Genomic DNA, 16,629 nt, shown 5'->3' on the forward strand with positions numbered 1-16,629 from the left:
GTCCCAGTTTGGAACGCTTCGAACCATATCTCGTCGGAAGGCATGAAAGATGCGCCGTTTCAAAAGCCCGTGCGGGCTGCTTGTCTTGGCCGCGGTGACAGCGACTGCCGCAGCGCTCGCCGGCTGCTCGTCCGACTCGACCGGCTCGTCGGGTGACGGCTCAGCGACCGTGAGTCTGATGATCTGGGATCCCGCCCAGAAGGCGGGGGTGCAGAAGGCGGTGGACGGTTTCCAGGCTGCCAACCCGGCCATCAAGGTCTCGCTGGAACAGGTCCCGGAGGATCAGTACTACACCAAGCTCGACGCCTCCCTGGGCGCCGGCCAGGGCCCGGATGTGATGTGGCAGAGCTCGCGGGCTCCGGTGTACGTCGAGGGCGGTGCCCTGGAGCCGTTGGACCAGTACATCGAGAAGGACAAGGTGTCCATGGACGCCTACCCGGACAAGCTCGTCAACCTGTACAAGCTCGACGGCAAGCAGTACGGCATCCCCAAGGATCAGGACGTCTGGTCGGTCGTCTACAACGCCGCGGTGTTCAAGAAGCTCGGCGTGACCGACGTACCCACGACCGGCTGGACGTGGGAGGACATGGTCCGCATCGCGGGGGAGGTCAAGGCGAAGCAGACCTCGTCTGCGGACGTGCCCATGTACTACAACTACGACTTCAACCGTGGAGTGGGCAGCCTGATCCACGCTCTCGGGGGCACCGTCGTGAAGGACGGCAGGGGCACTGTGTCTTCGCCTCAGGGCGTCAAGGCGTTCGAGATGATCAAGGACCTGCAGGACAAGTTGCTCATCCCGCCGGTCAAGGACTCGGCGGACTTCAAGGGGACGCAGTCGCTTCTCTCGGGCAGCATCGCGATGGCGAAGGTTCCCTCCTGGGAACTGTCCCTGCTCGCACAGGCCAACGTTCCGAGCGGCACCTTCCACATGGTCCCGCAGCCCTCGGTCAACGGGTCCCGGGCCACCGACACCAACGGGCTGTCCTACGTCATGAACGCCAACTCCAAGGACAAGGACGCGGCGTGGAAGCTCATCAAGTACCTCACCTCCGACGCCGGCGCCAAGCTGCACGCCGAAGGCGGGGCTTCCATGCCCGCCAACGTGTCTGCTGATGTCAAAGCGGCGTACTACAAGGCGAACAGCAAGATCGACGGGATGCAGGCGTCCTTCGATGTGACGCTCAAGGACAACTACCTGCGCACCACCACCGAGTTCCCGAAGACCCGTTCGGTCATGCCGGAGATCGAGAGCACGGTGGCAGGGCCGTACTACGCGGGAACGCTGTCCGCGTCGGAGGCGGCGGGCAAGGTCGACGCGATCCTCACGAGGTCTCTGAAGCAATGACCAACTTGACCCTAAGGCGGCCCGAGGGCGTTGCGGACGGTTTGCGCCGCCCGGCAGTACGGCGCAAACTCGCTCGGCGAGACACGCGGATCGGTTTCCTGTTCTTGCTTCCCCTGTTCGCCGGACTCCTCGTGTTCCGCTTCTACGGCTTCGGTTACAACGTGTGGCTGTCGTTCAACAAGGCCGGCGCCTTCGGCAGGGCGAGGTTCACCGGGCTCGACAACTACGAGCGGTTGTTCTCGGACAGCCAGTTGCGGATCGCTCTGGTCAACACGTTCAAGTTCACCGCGATCGTCGTCCCTGGTGTGGTCGTGGTGTCGCTGCTGTGCGCCACCTTGATGCAGTACAGGTTCCGCGGGCAGTCGGCGTTCCGAGCGATTGTGTTCCTGCCCGCGGTGTGTCTCCCCACTGCGGCCATCTTGCTGTTCGGATGGCTGTTCCAGACCCGGTACGGCCTCATCAACGCCATCATCCAGGCTGCCGGTGGCTCATCGGTCAGCTGGTTCGGGTCCTCAGCCGGCGTCACGGTCGTCATCACGGTGATCGTCGTCTTCTTGTCCTTCAGCGTCCCGACGATCATCCTGTACGCCGGCATGCAGGAGATCTCGTCCGACATCTACGAGGCGGCGACCATCGATGGTGCGGGGTCTGTGCGCCGGTTCTTCTCGCTGACCTTGCCCCTTCTCAGTCCGTCGCTGTTCTTCGTCGTTCTCACCACGACGATCGGCACACTGAAGTTGTTCGACGTCGCATATGTGTTGTTGCCGCCTGAGCAGTCCGCCTCGGTCAATTTCGGGCTTACTGCCGTCTATTACTACTACCAGCTGGCGTTCCTCAACGTCGGGGACCGCGGGTACGCCTCGGCGGTCTCGCTACTGCTCTTCGTGTTGATCCTCGCCGTCTCGATCGTCTTGTTCCGGCTCCAACGTCGGTTCGTTCACTACGGGGAGGATGGCTGATGCTGCACCAATACCGTGTCCGCGGATGGACGTACGCCGTGGTCGCCGTGGTCGGGCTTCTGGTTCTGGTGCCGTTCGCCTGGATGGTCGCCACGGCCTTGATGAGCCCGGGCCAGACCCTGTTGGTCCCACCGAAGGTGATTCCCGACCCGGCGACGCTCGACGGTGCGCGGGGAGTGTTCAACCGGATCCCGTATCTGACGCTCTTGGGCAATACCGTCGTCGCCTCGATCGGCAGGGTGATCGGAACGCTGGTGATCTGCACCCTCGCCGCATATGCGCTCGCCGTCATCAAGGTCCCGGGAGCCCGGGTCATCCTGGTCACCGTCCTCGCCCTGATCATGGTCCCCGGTGACATCTTCGTCGTCCCGAACTTCGCGATCATCTCCGCGTTCGGCCTCACCGACACCCTCGTGGCCTTGTTCCTGCCGTCGATCTTCGACGTGTTCGGGGTGTTCCTGCTGTACCAGTTCTTCCGCGGCATCCCTCGGGAGCTGGTCGAGGCAGCCCGGATGGACGGCGCGTCACACCTGCGGATCATGACCACGATCGTCGTACCGATCGCCCGCGGCGGACTGATCACGCTGGCGATCTTGACGGTCCTGGCGGAGTGGAAAGAGCTCCTGTGGCCGATCGTCGTCAACAGATCGATCGACAAGCTGACCCTGGGACCAGGAATCGCTCTGCTCCGCGGCTCCTACACGACCGACTACAACGTCTTGATGTCCGCCGGCGTGCTCGCCGCGTTGCCGATGATCCTCATCTTCCTCGTCCTCCAGAAGCGGTTCATCGCCAGCGTCGCCCGAAGCGGGCTGAAGTGATCGACGACAGATTGGACTTCCGTATGACATCCGCAGCTCTTGACCAGGTTGAGGGCCGATAACATGAGTCCCATGCCCAGCAGCGCCGATTCGCCAGACGGCGTGTCTCCGAGCGGCGGTCCGCAGGGGGACCCTCAGAAGGCGAGCACGATCCGGGACGTCGCCCTGGCGGCCGGGGTCTCGAAGTCGACGGCTTCCAGGGCGCTGCTGGGGCAGCCGGGAGTCAGCCGGGCGAACCTCGAAAAAGTGCAGCGGGCCATCGAGCAGCTCGACTTCGTTCCGAACCAGATCGCCCGCAGCCTGTCGGTGCCGTCACCGGCAACGCTGGGTCTCTTTCTGCGCAGCGCTGAGTACCCGTTCTACGGCCATCTCGCGAAAGGGTTCGCCGCGGAGGCCGGCGTACGGGGGTACGAGGTGCTGTCGGTCTCCTCGTTCGATCAGCCGGACGACGCCAACTACCAGTCGCTGATGGTTCTCGCCGGCCTACGGGCGGCCGGGATCGTTGTTGCCTCGCCGGTGGTCGACCCGCTGACGATACGGCGGGTCGCAGCACGCGTTCCGCTGGTGCTCGTCGGTCAGATGGGCCAGGCCTCCAATCCCGACGTACCGTTCGTTGCCCCAGACCCCGACGACGGGGTCGTGCTCATCGAGCACGTCGCCGCTCTCGGACACACGTCCGTGGCTCTGACCGCCGTCGCGCCTGAACATTCTCCGACGCAGTGGGTCCGGATCGAACGGATGCGCAGCCACCTCGAAGCCCAAGGCGTCCGCAACCGCATCGTCACCATCGGACCCGAGACGAACTTCGTCGACGTGGTCTCAGGACTGCACGAAGCGGGCGTCACCGCAGTGCTGTGCAACAACGATTTCGCCGCCCTCGATGTGCTGGCCGCCGCCGCGCACCTCGGACTGTCGGTGCCCGGTGATCTCTCGGTCGCGGGGTTCGACGGGCTGCCGCCGTTCGATCATGAGGCGGTCGGGCTCACGACCTTTCGCGTTCCGACCGCGGGCCTGGCGGCCGCGGCAGTGGACCTCGTGCACAAGCTCGTCCGGGATCAGGACGTCGAACGCGGCGGCGTGTTCGTTCCCGGTGAACTGCTCGTGAGCCGCACAACGGGACCGGCGCCCGCACGCTAGCCCGACGCGCGCCGACAGGTGCCGCCCAGCGCTGAGTACACATCTCAGCCTGACAGCGCTCACCCGCGTGTTCAGCTCCGCCGTCCCCGCACCACCAACCTCTGCGAAAGCGGTAGCCGACTTGACGAACCTCGACACCCAACAGCTCCTGAACATCGCCCGAAACAGCGCCCAACAGGCCGGTGAACTCGCCGCCGAGATGCGCGCCGACGGAATCAGCGTCGAGTCGACGAAATCGAATCGGCTGGACATCGTCACCCAGGCCGACACCGCCGTCGAGTCGCTGATCCGCAAGCAGCTCGCGGCGGCCCGCCCCGACGACGGGTTTCTCGGCGAGGAGGGCGACCCGACGGACGGAACCTCCGGAATTACCTGGGTCGTCGATCCGATCGACGGAACGGTGAACTATCTGTACGGATCGCCGTACTACGCGGTGTCCATCGCCGCCACTGTCAGCGAGGCTGACGGCCGGCGCCGAACCTTGGCAGGCTGCGTGTTCGCGCCCGAGCTCAACGCCGAGTACACCGCGACCGTCGATCAACCCGCACTCCTGAACGGGCGCGAACTGCTCGTCGATGACCAGGTCACCCTCGACAACGCCCTCGTCGCGACAGGCTTTCCCTATGACCTCACCCGACGCGACCGAGTCCTTGCCACCATGGCCGGGCTAGCGCCCAAGATCCGCGACTTCAGGCTCAACGGCGCGGCATCGCTAGAAATCTGCGGTGTCGCCGATGGGCGACTCGACGCCTTCTTCCTCTGGGACCTCCCTGTCTGGGACTACGCAGCCGCCGCACTCATCGCCACCCGCGCCGGCGCTCGAGTCCGAGGCGGGAAGGACTCACCACGAACACCACTCCTCCTGGCGGCCCATCCTCGGCTCGCAGACGCGATCACGCCACACCTGCAGCACTGACACCTGCTTAGGAGACACCTTGACCACCACATCACGGAACTTCGTCCTCGCCGGACATCGCGGGAACATGGCCGCCGCGCCGGAGAACACGCTCCTGTCGTTCGCAAGTGCAGAGCAGGTCGGCGTCGACGAGATCGAGCTCGACGTCCACCTCACACGAGACGGCGCTCTCGCTGTCATCCACGACCACACCGTCGAACGCACCGCCGCGACCACGACCCCACACATGCGGACGCCTATCAAGGACCTGACACTCGAACAGCTCCGAACTGTCGACCTCGGCCACGACCAGCGGATCCCCACGCTGGACGAGGTCCTGGACTCGACGACTGCACTGCTCCGCGTCGAGATCAAAGCGCTGGCCGCGGCGAAGCCCCTCGCCGAGCTGTTGAGCAAACGACCTGAGCACGATCAAGCACGATGCATCGTGACAAGCTTCAGTTCCCTCGCCCTCGCCGACTTCGTTGCCGCAAGCCCGTACCTGCCGCGAGGAGTCGGGCTGCACGTTCCAGACAACACGGACAGCAACTGGCGCGACGAAGTCAACCGGATCGGCGCATCGACGGTACTGATGCCGTTCCGCGGACTGACGCGCGACCTCGTCGACGAGATCCACCAAGACGGACTCCTCATCGAAGCCTCCCTGATCGAAGGCCCCGCCGACATCCGCCGAATCCTCGAACTCGACGTCGACGCATCTGCCTCGAACTCACCCGCCTACGCCCGCGACCTGCTCAACGCGTCTGACGAATTCACGGCGCGCTTTCCTCGTCCGTACGACGCCGCTCCGGCCATGTAGTGGCCGACCCGCGCAGTCTCCAGATCGGATCCAACGACAACGGTCGGTCCAGGCCGCCGACGCCGGCTGCGCGGGACGCACTAGGCGGCCTCCTCGCCGCTTGGCTCAGGTGTCAGAGAGAGATCTCGTACAGGTCGCCGCGGAAGACCGAGACGGTGTGTTCGAACGGTGTTCCGTCGCCTGTTTCGGAGGTCACGATCGTCTGCAGGCAGGGCAGCGTCTGTTCGATGTGCAGGTGTGCTGCTTCGTCCGGACGTGGGCAGCGGGTCGAGACCACGATGCTCTTGCGCACGATGGTGACGCCGTACTGGGTGGCGATCGTGTCGTAGAGCGACTGCTCGAGGTTCGTTGCCAGCAGTCCTGGAAACAACCGCGCGTTGAGTGTGGCGACTTCGAAACCCAGCGGAACGCCGTCTCCCAGGCGGACGCGCTTGATCGAGTACACCTGCGCACCCGGCGGCGTATCGACCCACTGGGCCTCTTCTGCTGTCGAGCGCCGAACGGTGGCTTCGACGAGCTGGCTGCTGGGCCGGCGGCCGGACGAACGCATGGCGTCGGTGAACGATGCGGCGCTGGCGATCATCTTGGTGACCCGGGGATGGGCGACGAACGTGCCGCGTCCGGGTATGCCCCGCAGCTGGCCGTTCTGGATCAAGATCTGCAGTGCCCGCCGCACCGTCATGGTCGACGCACCGAATTCGGCGGCGAGTTCCTTCTCGGTCGGGATTCGTGCCCCTGATTCGAGCGTCGCGATGCGTCCGGAGAGGTCCTGCAGGATCTCCTCGTACTTGTGCATGGGCGGTGTCCCCTCATTCGGCAGCCAGCGCTCAACCCTAATGCAATCAGTCTCCACGACGCCTTGGCAGTCGCCAGGTGGCTCTGCTACGGTCAAGCAACCCTAGGGTAATCCGAAAACACTAGGGAATCACGTACGGAGGTCGTCATGGGTACGAGAAGGGTCGGACGGCGCGATGTTCTCGCGGCGGTGGCCGGCGTGGCGGTGCTGGCAGCCGCCGGCTGCTCAGGCGGCACCGGCGCTTCCGGTGCCGATGGCGGGGGAAAGCAGGTCCGGGTTCTGATGGAGGACATCTCCTACACCGACAACATCAAGTCGATGCTGCCGGAGTTCGAGAAGGAGTCCGGGATCAAGGTGACGATCGAGACGGTGCCGTACAGCGACATGTCGGCCAAGATCCTGCAGAACTTCACCCAGCGATCGCCGTACTACGACGCGGTCTTCACCGACAACGTCTTCGGCAGCGGGTACTTCGCCTCGGGCTATGTCGTCGACCTGAAACCGCTCGCCGCGAAGGACACGCAGTACGGGTCGTTCGACGGCTTCTACCAGCCGTACATCAAGCCCATGACGACGTCGGAAGGAGCCGTGTTCGGGCTTCCGGTGTACGGCGAGAGCACGTTCCTGATGTACCGCAAGGACCTGTTCCAGAAGTACGGCATCACACAGGTGCCCCAGACGACCGATCAGCTCGAGGCGGCAGCGAAGAAGATCTCGGAGGCGACGAGCGGACAGGTCGCCGGGATCACGATGCGTGGTGCTCCCGGGATCCAGAGTGTGTATCCGTGGGCCGGCCTGCTGCGTTCGTTCGGCGGCAACTTCTTCGACGGATCGGGCAAGATCGCGATCAACTCGCCGGAGGCGATCAAGGCCACGCAGTACTGGGCCGACCTGCTGCGGAACTACGGCCCGAAGGGCGCGGCCAACTTCGACTGGGAGCAGAACCGGATCGCGTTCACCCAAGGCAAGGCCGCGATGACGATCGACGCCACCGCGAACGGTCCGTTCAACGAGGATCCGAAGAGCTCGACGGTGGCCGGCAAGGTCGGGTACGCGCCGGTTCCCTATGCGGCGGGCACGACGCCGTCGCCGGCTGATAACACCGACAACTCGCTGAACGTGCACGCGCTCTACCTGTCCAAGTTCAGCAAGAACCCTGACGCGACTTACAAGTTCCTGTCGTGGGCCACGGGCGAGGCGGTGCAGTCGAACGCCGTCAAGACCGTCGAGTCTGTCGGTGTGACGCTGGACAAGGTGCTCAAGGGCCAGGCTTACGCCGCGCGGTACGGGAAGTTCCAGAAGGCGGTGCTCGACCAGGTGTCGACCGGGAACGTGAACTACCTGCCGAGCGGGAAGGACAGCAACAAGATCATCGTCGAGACCGGCCAGGCCTTGTCGTCGGTGTTGTCCGGCCAGTCGGATGCCAAGGCCGCGCTCGATGCCGCGGCGAAGAACCTCGACGGCGTCGAAGCCGGCTAGGGAGCGCATTCCTTGCTAGTCCGTCGACTGCAGCGGCTGTCGCTGGCCGTGCCGGCCGCACTGCTGCTCCTTCCCTTCGTCCTCATCGTCACACTTGGCGGTCTGTGGATCGCCCTGCACGGTGAGAACCTGCTGGAGCCCGGCTCCAGCCAGTTGTTCGTCGGCCTGGAGAACTTCAAGCACGCCATCAGCGACGCGACGTTGCGAGCCTCGATCAAGGTCACGGTGATCTACGTCGTCGCCGCGGTGGCCTGCGAGACGATTCTCGGTGTCGGTGTGGCGCTGCTGATGTGGAGACACTTCTGGGGCAAGGGCATCGTCAGGTCGTTGGTTCTCATTCCGATGGTGCTCACCCCGGTGGTCGCCGGCCTGACCTGGCGCCTGCTGATGGATCCGACCGCGGGCACCGCGAACTATCTGCTCGGCCTGCTCGGTCTCGGATCCGATCACGCGTTCCTGGCTGATCCGTCCACCGCATTGGCGGCTGTCATCCTGGTCGACGTCTGGCAGAACACCCCGTACGTCGTGATCATCGTCCTGGCCGGCCTCGAATCACTGCCCGCTGAGCCGTTCGAGGCCGCCCAGCTCGACGGTGCCACCGGCTGGAAGCTGCTCCGGAACGTGACACTTCCACTGCTGGGACCCGTGCTGTCGATCGTCGTCCTGCTCCGCACGATCGATGCGGTCAAGACCTTCGCGCTAACGCAGACAATGACCAAGGGCGGCCCAGGCACATCGACACTTGCAATCAGCAACTACGTCTACCGGGTCGGGTTCGAGACCTTCGACATCGGCTACTCATCAGCTCTCGGCTTGGTCACGTCGATCGCGCTCGTCGTCTTGATCTTCCCGTTCGCCCGGCGGCTGATGACCGGAGGCAGGCCGGGGCCGGCTCGAGGAGGACGGCGATGAGATTCCTACATGGGGCCGTGCGCCCTCTGCTTGTCTACCTGTTCTTGGCCTGGTGCCTTGCCCCGATTCTGTGGTTGGTCAGCACGTCGCTGAAGTCGGACGTCCAGGCCTTCAGTCCGACCCCCGTCTGGGTCTTCACGCCCCAGTGGGGCAACTATCTGAACGCCTGGCAGGAAGGCGGAATGTCGCAGGCCATGCTGATCAGCACTACGGTCGCGACCGCCAGCAGTGTGGCGGGCGTGATCTGTGGCGTCCCGCTGGCCTACCTGGTTACCCAAGTGTGGCCGACCGAGTCCAAGGCGTCCGGGCGGGTAACTCTGCTGATTCTGCTGCTGACCACGCTGCCTCCGATCCTCGGGCTGACTCCGATGTTCCGGACGCTTTACGCGGCGCAGCTGTCCCAGACCATCGCCGGTATCACGCTGATCCACGCGTTCTACGCCGTACTGCTCGCCTTCCTGATCTTCCGCTCGTTCCTGGTCGGTTTCCCGCGGGAGATCCGCGAGGCCGGGCTGGTCGACGGGATCGGGGAGTGGCGGATCCTCGGCCGCTGTGTGATCCCGAACCTCGTCGGGCCGATGTTCGCAACGCTGGTCCTGGCGCTGATCCAGTCCTGGAACGAGTTCCTGTACGCGCTCATCTTGACGAACGGGGCGACGCAGACGGTCCCGGTGCGGGTCTCCGGGTTCCTCAGCTTCGTCGGGACCAACTGGTCGAACCTCACTGCCGCGGGTGTCATTGGCACCTTGCCGATCGTGGTGTTCGCCCTGCTCACTCGTAAGTACATGGCCCGCGGCCTGACCTTCGGCGGCGTCAAGTGATCGCCCGCACCACCACTACCCAGGAGCACTACAGACCATGAGCAGCCTCAATGTGGCCGTCATCGGACTCGGCGCGATCGGCCGCGAACACTGCGACATCTACAGCACACTGCGTGATGTCACCCTCACCGCCGTCGTCGACCCCGCGGCGGCATCCGAGGACGTCAGCCGCTGGCCCGACGCCAAGCTCAAGTCGTCGCTCGACGAAGTCCTCGCCGACGACAGCATCGAGGCGATCAGTCTCTGTACGCCCGACCACGTCCATTTCGATGACGCGAAGAAGATCATCGAGGCTGGCCGGCATCTGCTGCTCGAGAAGCCGATCGCCGCCGTACCCGATCAAGCCGAGAAGCTCGTGGCGATCGCCGAAAGCTCGCGCGTGGTGGCGATGCCGGGGCACACGCTGCGCTTCGAGCCCCGCTACCACCACGCCCGCCAGGTAGTGTCCGGCAGCGAACTCGGACAGATCGTCCACGGGTATCTGAGGCGGAACAACAAGGTATCCGTGGCCGCCCGTGCGGCAGGCCGGGTCAGCGTTGGCTACTTCCTCGGAATCCACGACATCGACGCGCTGCAGTGGATCGCGTCGGCCAACGTGGTCGACGTCCAGGCACGCGAGACACGGATCCGCGACGCCTCCGGCCGGCAGGCGGCGGCAATCATGGCCACACTTGGCCTCGAGTCCGGTGCACTGATCCAGCTGGAGGCGGCCTGGGCGCTGCCGGAGAACAACCCGACCGACCTCGACGCTCGGTTCAGGCTGGTCGGTACCTCGGGAGAACTGTCCATCGACTCGTACGACAGCGGTATTCACGTCACCTCCGATCACTTCGCCTTGCCGATGCCGGCGGGAGCCCCGATGTACGGCCGAGCCCAAGGTGCCTTGCGGGAGGAGCTCGCCTCCTTCGTCCAGTGCTGTCTGGACGGTGGACCATTGCCGATCACGATGCGCGAGGCGGCGCAGGCCGTGATGGTGGTCGACGCGATCGAGGAATCAATCCGCAGCGGGCGGCTCATCCCAGTTCGCCAGTGTCAATGACAAGTAACAGTGGTCTACGTCGGTTGGAGCCGAGCATGAGTGTGAAAGCAGCAAGGTTGGTCGTCGCCCTCGCCGCAGGTCTGGCACTGGTTAGCTGCGCACCGAGCACCGGGTCGAAGACCACCGGTGCCGGTGGCGACCAGGGGAGCGGGAGCGGGACCGTGAAGATGGTGCTGTGGCCCGGCCCCGAGGGTGAGGCCATGGGCAAGGTGGTCGAGGCGTACAACGCCGGCCAGGGCGCGAAGGACAAGATCAAGGTCGAGATGACCCTGTTGTCGCGTCAGGACACCTTCTCCAAGGAGGCAACACTGATGGCGGCGAAGTCGAGTCAGCAGGACATCTACTTCGTTGCCAGCTACAACGTCGGCCAGTACGCGAACTCACTCGACCCGCTCACCTCGGTCGACGCGAGCAACTACTTCCCGGTGGCGGTCAACGGGCTGAAGTACCAAGACAAGCAGTACGCTCTGCCGCTCGACGTGTCCAACCACTTCCTGCTCTACCGCAAGGACCTCCTCGACGCCCTGCTCGCGGCGAAAAGCCAGTGGCCGGCGTACGCGGCGGTGGCCTCGAAGGCGATCGGCGAGAAGCGCGACCCGAAGCCCGCGGCGGAGTGGGACTGGAACGACTACATCGCGATGGCGGCCTGGTTCAGCAAGTCCGCGAATCCATCGTCGCCGACGCAGTACGGCACGATCCTGCAGGCCAAGAACCTGCTCTACAACACGATGATCTGGGACGACGTGCTCTGGGGACAGGGCGGCTCCTGGACCACGCCCGAGGGAAAGGCAAACCTGGACAGCCCGGCGGCAGTCAAGGCGGTCGGCGTCTACAGCACGATCTACAAGAACGGCTGGACGTCCAAGGACAGCTCGCAGGCTGAGTTCCCCGAGACCCAGGCCGCACTCAAGGCAGGTAAGACCGCCTTCGCGCTGCAGTGGTCGGCCGGCTTCGCTGAGCTGAACGACAAGACCAAGTCGCCGCTGGTCGCCGGCAAGATCGCGATCGCGCCGGTGCCAGGGCAGAAGACCCACGTGCACGCGCTCGCGGTCGCACTCAACAAGTACTCGGAGAACAAGGGGGCGGCGACCAAGTTCCTCGACTACCTGGCCACTCCGGACGCGATGACCGCCTACGCCAAGGCGGGTGGCATCCCCGCGATGCCCGACGTGCTCAAGGCGAACATGTCGATCAATCCGGCGTTCGGGCAGATCTCGGAGTCGATCGACAAGTACGGCTACTCCGTGCCGGTCTTCCCGAACACCTTCCAGGCGTACAGCAAGATCGCCGAGTCCCTGAGCGGTGCCTGGGTCGGCCAGCAAGATGCCGCCACCGCACTGAAGACGGCGAACGCGTCGCTGCAGAAGTTGCTCGGCTGATTCCCGGAGGAACGAATCATCTTGAGGACACCAACCAGGTCCCACGTGCCGAAATGGGTGCTGGGTTCGCCACTGATCCTGTTCGCTGCGATTTTCGTGGCCTATCCCGTCTACCAAGGGATCCAGACCGGCTTCTACGGGCTCTCACTGCAGAACCCAGAGACGCTCTTCACCGGCCTCGACAACTTCGGCACCGTCCTGACCGATCCCGGGTTCCTCGCCGCCGCGAAGTTCACCGTGCTGTTCGCGGTGGCGGTGACGGTGGTCGAGACGGTGCTCGGGTTCGGCCTGGCCTTGCTCGTGAACCGCGACTTTCCCGGAAAGAAGGTCTTCTTCACCATGCTGCTGGTGCCGATCATGGTCGCGCCGGCCCTGCTCGGGGTGATGTTCCGGCTGCTGCTGAACGGTGACATCGGACTGGTCCCGGCCGTGCTGCGCACTGTCGGACTGGACGTCTCGCTGTTCGCGCCGAACACCGTGGTGCAACTGCTGGTTCTGCTCGACATACTGCAGTGGACGCCGTTCGCGTTCCTGATCATGTACGCCGGTCTCCAGTCCTTCCCGACCGATGTGCTCGAAGCGGCGCAGGTCGACGGGGCCGGACGGCTCCGGATCCTGCGCTCGATCATTGCGCCGATCATGAAGCCGATCATCTTCGCGGCGCTCTTCCTCCGGCTGATCGACGCGTTGCGGACCTTCGACGTCATCTATGTCCTCACCGCCGGCGGACCCGGGACCAAGACGACCACGATGAGCATCTACATCTACAAGACAGCGTTCGAGTCCGGGCAGTTCGGGCTCGCTGCGGCCGCATCGACCATCGTCATGCTCGTGCTGCTCCCGTTCGTCCCGCTGTTCGTACGGCGGATCGCCAACCCGGACGGGAAGGCCCGATGAACAGCCGCAAGCGGCGCCTGTGGGGCACAACGGTCGCGGTCGGCCTGATCGCGATCGTCGTCAACGTGCCCTGGTTCAACGCCCTCTTCGTCAGCTTCAAGTCCGACGGCGACATCTCCCGCGGAGCCACCGTCGTCGGTACGCCGACCACCAGCCACTACGCCAATGCGCTCGGCGCCGCCGGCTACGACTTCCCACGCTTCTTCCTCAACTCCGCGCTGATCGCGCTGGGCGCGGTCGCCTTGGTGCTGCTGATCGCGATTCCCAGCACCTACTCCGCCATCCGGCTGGGGTTCGGCGGCCGGTTCATCATGAACGCCTCCAGCGGCCTGCGGTTGCTCCCGGCGATCTTCTTCGCCGTGCCGTACTTCCTGCTGATGTCGAACCTCGGGCTGCTCGACACCGTGCCCGGGCTGATCCTCGCGAACACGTTCCTCAACCTGCCGCTAGCGATCATCTTGCTGTCGGCGGGATTCCGCGACGTGCCCGTCGAGGTAGAAGAGGCCGCGAAGGTCGACGGCGCGAGCACCTACCGCATCCTCGGCTCGGTGCTGATGCCGATCCTCGCGCCGTCGCTCGTCGCCGTGGCGGTCCTGGTCTTCATCTTCTCGTGGAACGACTATCTGTTCGCGCTCGTCCTGTCGTCGTCGAACGCGACCCCGATCACGCTCGGCGCCGCGAACTTCGTGACCAGCACGGGCATCCGCTGGGGCGATATATCGGCGACCGCGGTCCTCTCCACCCTGCCGCCGGTCTTGTTCGCGATCTTCGCTCAGCGGTATCTAGTCAGTGGCCTTTCGGCAGGGGCGGTGAAGGGATGACCGGATCCGACAGCGCGAGGCGCACATCATGATCCTTGTCGCCGACATCGGCGGAACCAAGATCGCCGCTACCCGTGTGGCCAAGGACGGGACACTCGCCGCCGACGTGCGCCAAAGCCCCACCCCCGCTGGCCAGGGAGCCCCCGGCGTCGTCGAGGCCACCTGCTCGTTGCTCGCGTCTCTCCAAGATCGCGAAGACATCGCCGTCGCCATCTCGACGGCCGGCGTGGTGGACACGGCCAACGGGACCGTGCTCGCTGCGACCAACAGCATTCCCGGCTGGGGCGGCACGCGTCTGGCCACGCTCCTCTCAGGGAAGCTGGGATTACCGACCTGGGTGCTCGGTGACGGCAATGCCTTCGGCATCGGGCTAGCGCTCGAGTTCGGAGCGGCCAACCTGCTCGCTCTCATCGCCGGAACAGGCGTCGGTGGCAGCCTGGTCCTCGCCGGTGAGCCAGTCCTGGGCTCCCATCACGTCGGCGGACACCTCGGCCACATCGTCGCTCCTGAGGCGGTTGGAATGCCGTGTCCGTGCGGCCGCACCGGCCACCTGGAGGCAGTCGCCAGCGGCCACGGGATCCTCGCTTGGTACCACTCGCGTGGCGGCGATCCCGCCGTGAGCACGACCCGTGAGCTGACGAATCGCCCAGCAGACGCGTTGGCCCATGCCGCTCTGGTGGCAGGAGGCACGGCGCTCGGCGCCGCGGCCGGTGGTCTCGTCAACGCCATCGACCCGGCTCTCGTCGTTGTGGCGGGCAGTGTCGCGCGAGCGGGGGAGCCCTGGGAGTCGGCGCTGCGTACGGCGTACCAGGAGACGCTGATTCCGTCCGTCTCGGCCACACGGCTCGAGATCTCCGCCGCGGGTGCCGAGACCGCGCTGCGCGGGGCAGCGCACTATGCCATGAGGAGGATGAGCGCATGATCGCGCGTACCGACGACTCGCGACTCGCGTCGCTCAAAGGACGACTCGTTGTCTCGTGCCAGGCCTACCCAGGAGAGCCCATGCGCTCCCCGACCATCATGGCCGCCGTCGCACAGGCCGTTGTCGAAGGTGGCGCCCAGGGGATCCGGGCCCAGGGCATCGAAGATCTCAAAGCCATCCGCCCACTAGTCGACGTCTGCCTGATCGGACTGGTGAAGCGCGGATCTGACGGGGTCTTCATCACGCCAACCGTCGCCGACGCCCTGGACTGTGTCACCGCCGGTGCGGACATCGTCGCGGTGGACGGCACGCGCCGCGACCGGCCGGACGGACAGCCCCTGGCGGCGACCATCGCCGCCGTCCACGCAGCGGATGCCCTGGTGATGGCCGACTGCGGAAGCCTCGACGACGCCCTCTACAGCATCTCCGTCGGCGCCGACTGTGTCGGAACGACACTGGCCGGCTACACCGGCGCACGTCCGGTCAGCCGCGGCCCAGACCTCGAGCTGCTCGCCGAACTCGTCGCGCACGTCAGCGTGCCCGTCATCGCCGAGGGCCGCGTCCGCAACCCAGACGATGCCCTGGCCTGTCTCAACGCCGGTGCGTACGCGGTTGTCGTCGGGACCGCAATCACCCACCCCACCCGCATCGCCCGGACCTTCGCCGATCAGCTCGCCCACGGCGCACGCCGCTCCGACCCGGAAGGATCGCGTTGACCTCACCCAGAACGATCATCGTCACGGGAGGCGGGACTGGTATCGGCCGTGCCATCGTCGACAGACTCGTTACCGCGGGCGATACCTGCGTGATCGCAGGGCGCAGATCTGCACCCCTCGACCAAGCACGTCAGGAGCTGTACCACGCTCCAGGCTCGATCATCCCCGTATCTGCAGACATCACTTCGCCCGGAGGACGAGACAGCGTCGTACAGGCCGCGATCGACAGCACAGGGCAGGTCGACGTACTCGTCAACAATGCTGGAGTCACGGCGATGGCACCTCTCCTCGACTACAACGTCGACGACTGGCGAACTGTCATGACAACCCACGCCGAGGCCTACTTCTTCCTCTCCCAGCTGGTCGCACCGGTCATGCGCAACCACGGCGGCGGCAGGATCATCAACATCGGATCGGTCTACGGCTCACTCGGGCTGAACAACGACTTCTACGGCGAGCGACTCCCCTGGACAACCAATGACGATCGAGGACCGATCCGCGAGGTCGCCTACTCCGCAGCGAAAGGTGCAGTGCTGCAGCTGACCCGTGAACTCGCGACCGCCCTCGGGCCCTGGAACATCACAGTCAACAGCGTCACGCCCGGCATGATCCCGGTTGACGCCATACCCATGCCAGAAGACGTTCGCGACCGTCTGGCAGGAGCTACTCCTCTCAGACGCGTCGGCCGGCCGGACGAGGTTGCTCCCGCGGTCGAGTTCCTTGCCGGCGAGGGCGCCGCATTCATCACCGGAACCGAGCTCCGCGTCGACGGCGGCTGGTCGATCTGGTAGGCCCCCGCGAATGAGCGCACGGTGGCGAAGCCCCCGCGCCGACGGAGGAGGTGACTGATCATGCTCACCCCTGCAAGCC

General features: G+C 65.3%; 17 protein-coding genes. 16 read left to right on the top strand and 1 reads right to left on the bottom strand.

What is annotated here, in order from left to right:
* Nucleotides 1–94: 94 nt before the first annotated feature.
* The 6 genes from E0H50_RS18525 to E0H50_RS18550 all read left to right on the top strand — a co-directional run bounded on the left by E0H50_RS18525 (nt 95) and on the right by E0H50_RS18550 (nt 5,977).
* The gene (locus tag E0H50_RS18525; protein WP_165547197.1) at nt 95–1,345 is read left to right on the top strand and encodes an ABC transporter substrate-binding protein; all 1,251 of its coding nucleotides are present in this window, start codon (nt 95–97) and stop codon (nt 1,343–1,345) included.
* Complete coding sequence (locus E0H50_RS18530) at nt 1,342–2,304, top strand: carbohydrate ABC transporter permease (RefSeq protein WP_131289921.1); 963 nt, start codon at nt 1,342–1,344, stop codon at nt 2,302–2,304. The genes E0H50_RS18525 and E0H50_RS18530 overlap by 4 nt, the downstream gene beginning before the upstream one ends.
* The gene (locus E0H50_RS18535; RefSeq protein WP_131289925.1) at nt 2,304–3,125 is read left to right on the top strand and encodes a carbohydrate ABC transporter permease; all 822 of its coding nucleotides are present in this window, start codon (nt 2,304–2,306) and stop codon (nt 3,123–3,125) included. Before E0H50_RS18530 ends, E0H50_RS18535 begins: the two co-directional genes overlap by 1 nt.
* Nucleotides 3,126–3,197: 72 nt before the next feature.
* Complete coding sequence (locus E0H50_RS18540) at nt 3,198–4,262, top strand: LacI family DNA-binding transcriptional regulator (RefSeq protein WP_165547198.1); 1,065 nt, start codon at nt 3,198–3,200, stop codon at nt 4,260–4,262.
* Nucleotides 4,263–4,383: 121 nt separating this feature from the next.
* Complete coding sequence (locus E0H50_RS18545; protein WP_131289931.1) at nt 4,384–5,178, top strand: inositol monophosphatase family protein; 795 nt, start codon at nt 4,384–4,386, stop codon at nt 5,176–5,178.
* A 19-nt stretch (nt 5,179–5,197) separates the two neighbouring features.
* Nucleotides 5,198–5,977 (top strand): glycerophosphodiester phosphodiesterase, encoded by a 780-nt coding sequence (locus E0H50_RS18550; RefSeq protein WP_131289933.1) that lies wholly within the window; start codon nt 5,198–5,200, stop codon nt 5,975–5,977.
* Nucleotides 5,978–6,089: 112 nt separating this feature from the next.
* Here E0H50_RS18550 and E0H50_RS18555 read toward each other — a convergent pair whose 3' ends face one another.
* A complete protein-coding gene (locus E0H50_RS18555) occupies nt 6,090–6,869 on the bottom strand; it encodes a GntR family transcriptional regulator (RefSeq protein ID WP_131289936.1) in 780 nt (259 codons plus the stop codon).
* A 51-nt stretch (nt 6,870–6,920) separates the two neighbouring features.
* Between E0H50_RS18555 and E0H50_RS18560 the strand changes: the two genes are divergently transcribed.
* From E0H50_RS18560 to E0H50_RS18605, 10 genes are read left to right on the top strand one after another with little or no spacing between them, the layout of a single operon-like run.
* Nucleotides 6,921–8,252, top strand: a complete 1,332-nt coding sequence (locus E0H50_RS18560; protein ID WP_131289939.1) for an ABC transporter substrate-binding protein — start codon at nt 6,921–6,923, stop codon at nt 8,250–8,252.
* Between the two features lie 12 nt (nt 8,253–8,264).
* Entirely contained in the window at nt 8,265–9,164 is a 900-nt protein-coding gene (locus E0H50_RS18565; RefSeq protein WP_131289942.1) for a carbohydrate ABC transporter permease, read from the top strand.
* A complete protein-coding gene (locus E0H50_RS18570; protein ID WP_131289945.1) occupies nt 9,161–9,985 on the top strand; it encodes a carbohydrate ABC transporter permease in 825 nt (274 codons plus the stop codon). Before E0H50_RS18565 ends, E0H50_RS18570 begins: the two co-directional genes overlap by 4 nt.
* Before the next feature lie 37 nt (nt 9,986–10,022).
* Nucleotides 10,023–11,024, top strand: a complete 1,002-nt coding sequence (locus E0H50_RS18575; RefSeq protein ID WP_131289948.1) for a Gfo/Idh/MocA family protein — start codon at nt 10,023–10,025, stop codon at nt 11,022–11,024.
* Nucleotides 11,025–11,059: 35 nt separating this feature from the next.
* A complete protein-coding gene (locus E0H50_RS18580) occupies nt 11,060–12,403 on the top strand; it encodes an extracellular solute-binding protein (protein WP_165547199.1) in 1,344 nt (447 codons plus the stop codon).
* A 45-nt stretch (nt 12,404–12,448) separates the two neighbouring features.
* Nucleotides 12,449–13,300: a carbohydrate ABC transporter permease gene (locus tag E0H50_RS18585; protein WP_165547200.1), complete on the top strand. Its 852-nt coding sequence runs from the start codon at nt 12,449–12,451 to the stop codon at nt 13,298–13,300.
* Nucleotides 13,297–14,121: a carbohydrate ABC transporter permease gene (locus E0H50_RS18590; protein WP_131289956.1), complete on the top strand. Its 825-nt coding sequence runs from the start codon at nt 13,297–13,299 to the stop codon at nt 14,119–14,121. Before E0H50_RS18585 ends, E0H50_RS18590 begins: the two co-directional genes overlap by 4 nt.
* 28 nt (nt 14,122–14,149) lie before the next feature.
* Nucleotides 14,150–15,043, top strand: coding sequence for an ROK family protein (locus tag E0H50_RS18595; RefSeq protein ID WP_131289959.1), 894 nt, complete (start codon nt 14,150–14,152; stop codon nt 15,041–15,043).
* On the top strand, nt 15,040–15,759 hold the full coding sequence (locus tag E0H50_RS18600) for an N-acetylmannosamine-6-phosphate 2-epimerase (RefSeq protein ID WP_131289962.1): 720 nt from the start codon (nt 15,040–15,042) through the stop codon (nt 15,757–15,759). Before E0H50_RS18595 ends, E0H50_RS18600 begins: the two co-directional genes overlap by 4 nt.
* Nucleotides 15,756–16,550: an SDR family NAD(P)-dependent oxidoreductase gene (locus E0H50_RS18605; RefSeq protein WP_165547201.1), complete on the top strand. Its 795-nt coding sequence runs from the start codon at nt 15,756–15,758 to the stop codon at nt 16,548–16,550. The genes E0H50_RS18600 and E0H50_RS18605 overlap by 4 nt, the downstream gene beginning before the upstream one ends.
* Nucleotides 16,551–16,629 lie beyond the last annotated feature (79 nt).

It is taken from the genome of Kribbella sindirgiensis (assembly GCF_004331435.1).
Lineage (GTDB): Bacteria > Actinomycetota > Actinomycetes > Propionibacteriales > Kribbellaceae > Kribbella > Kribbella sindirgiensis.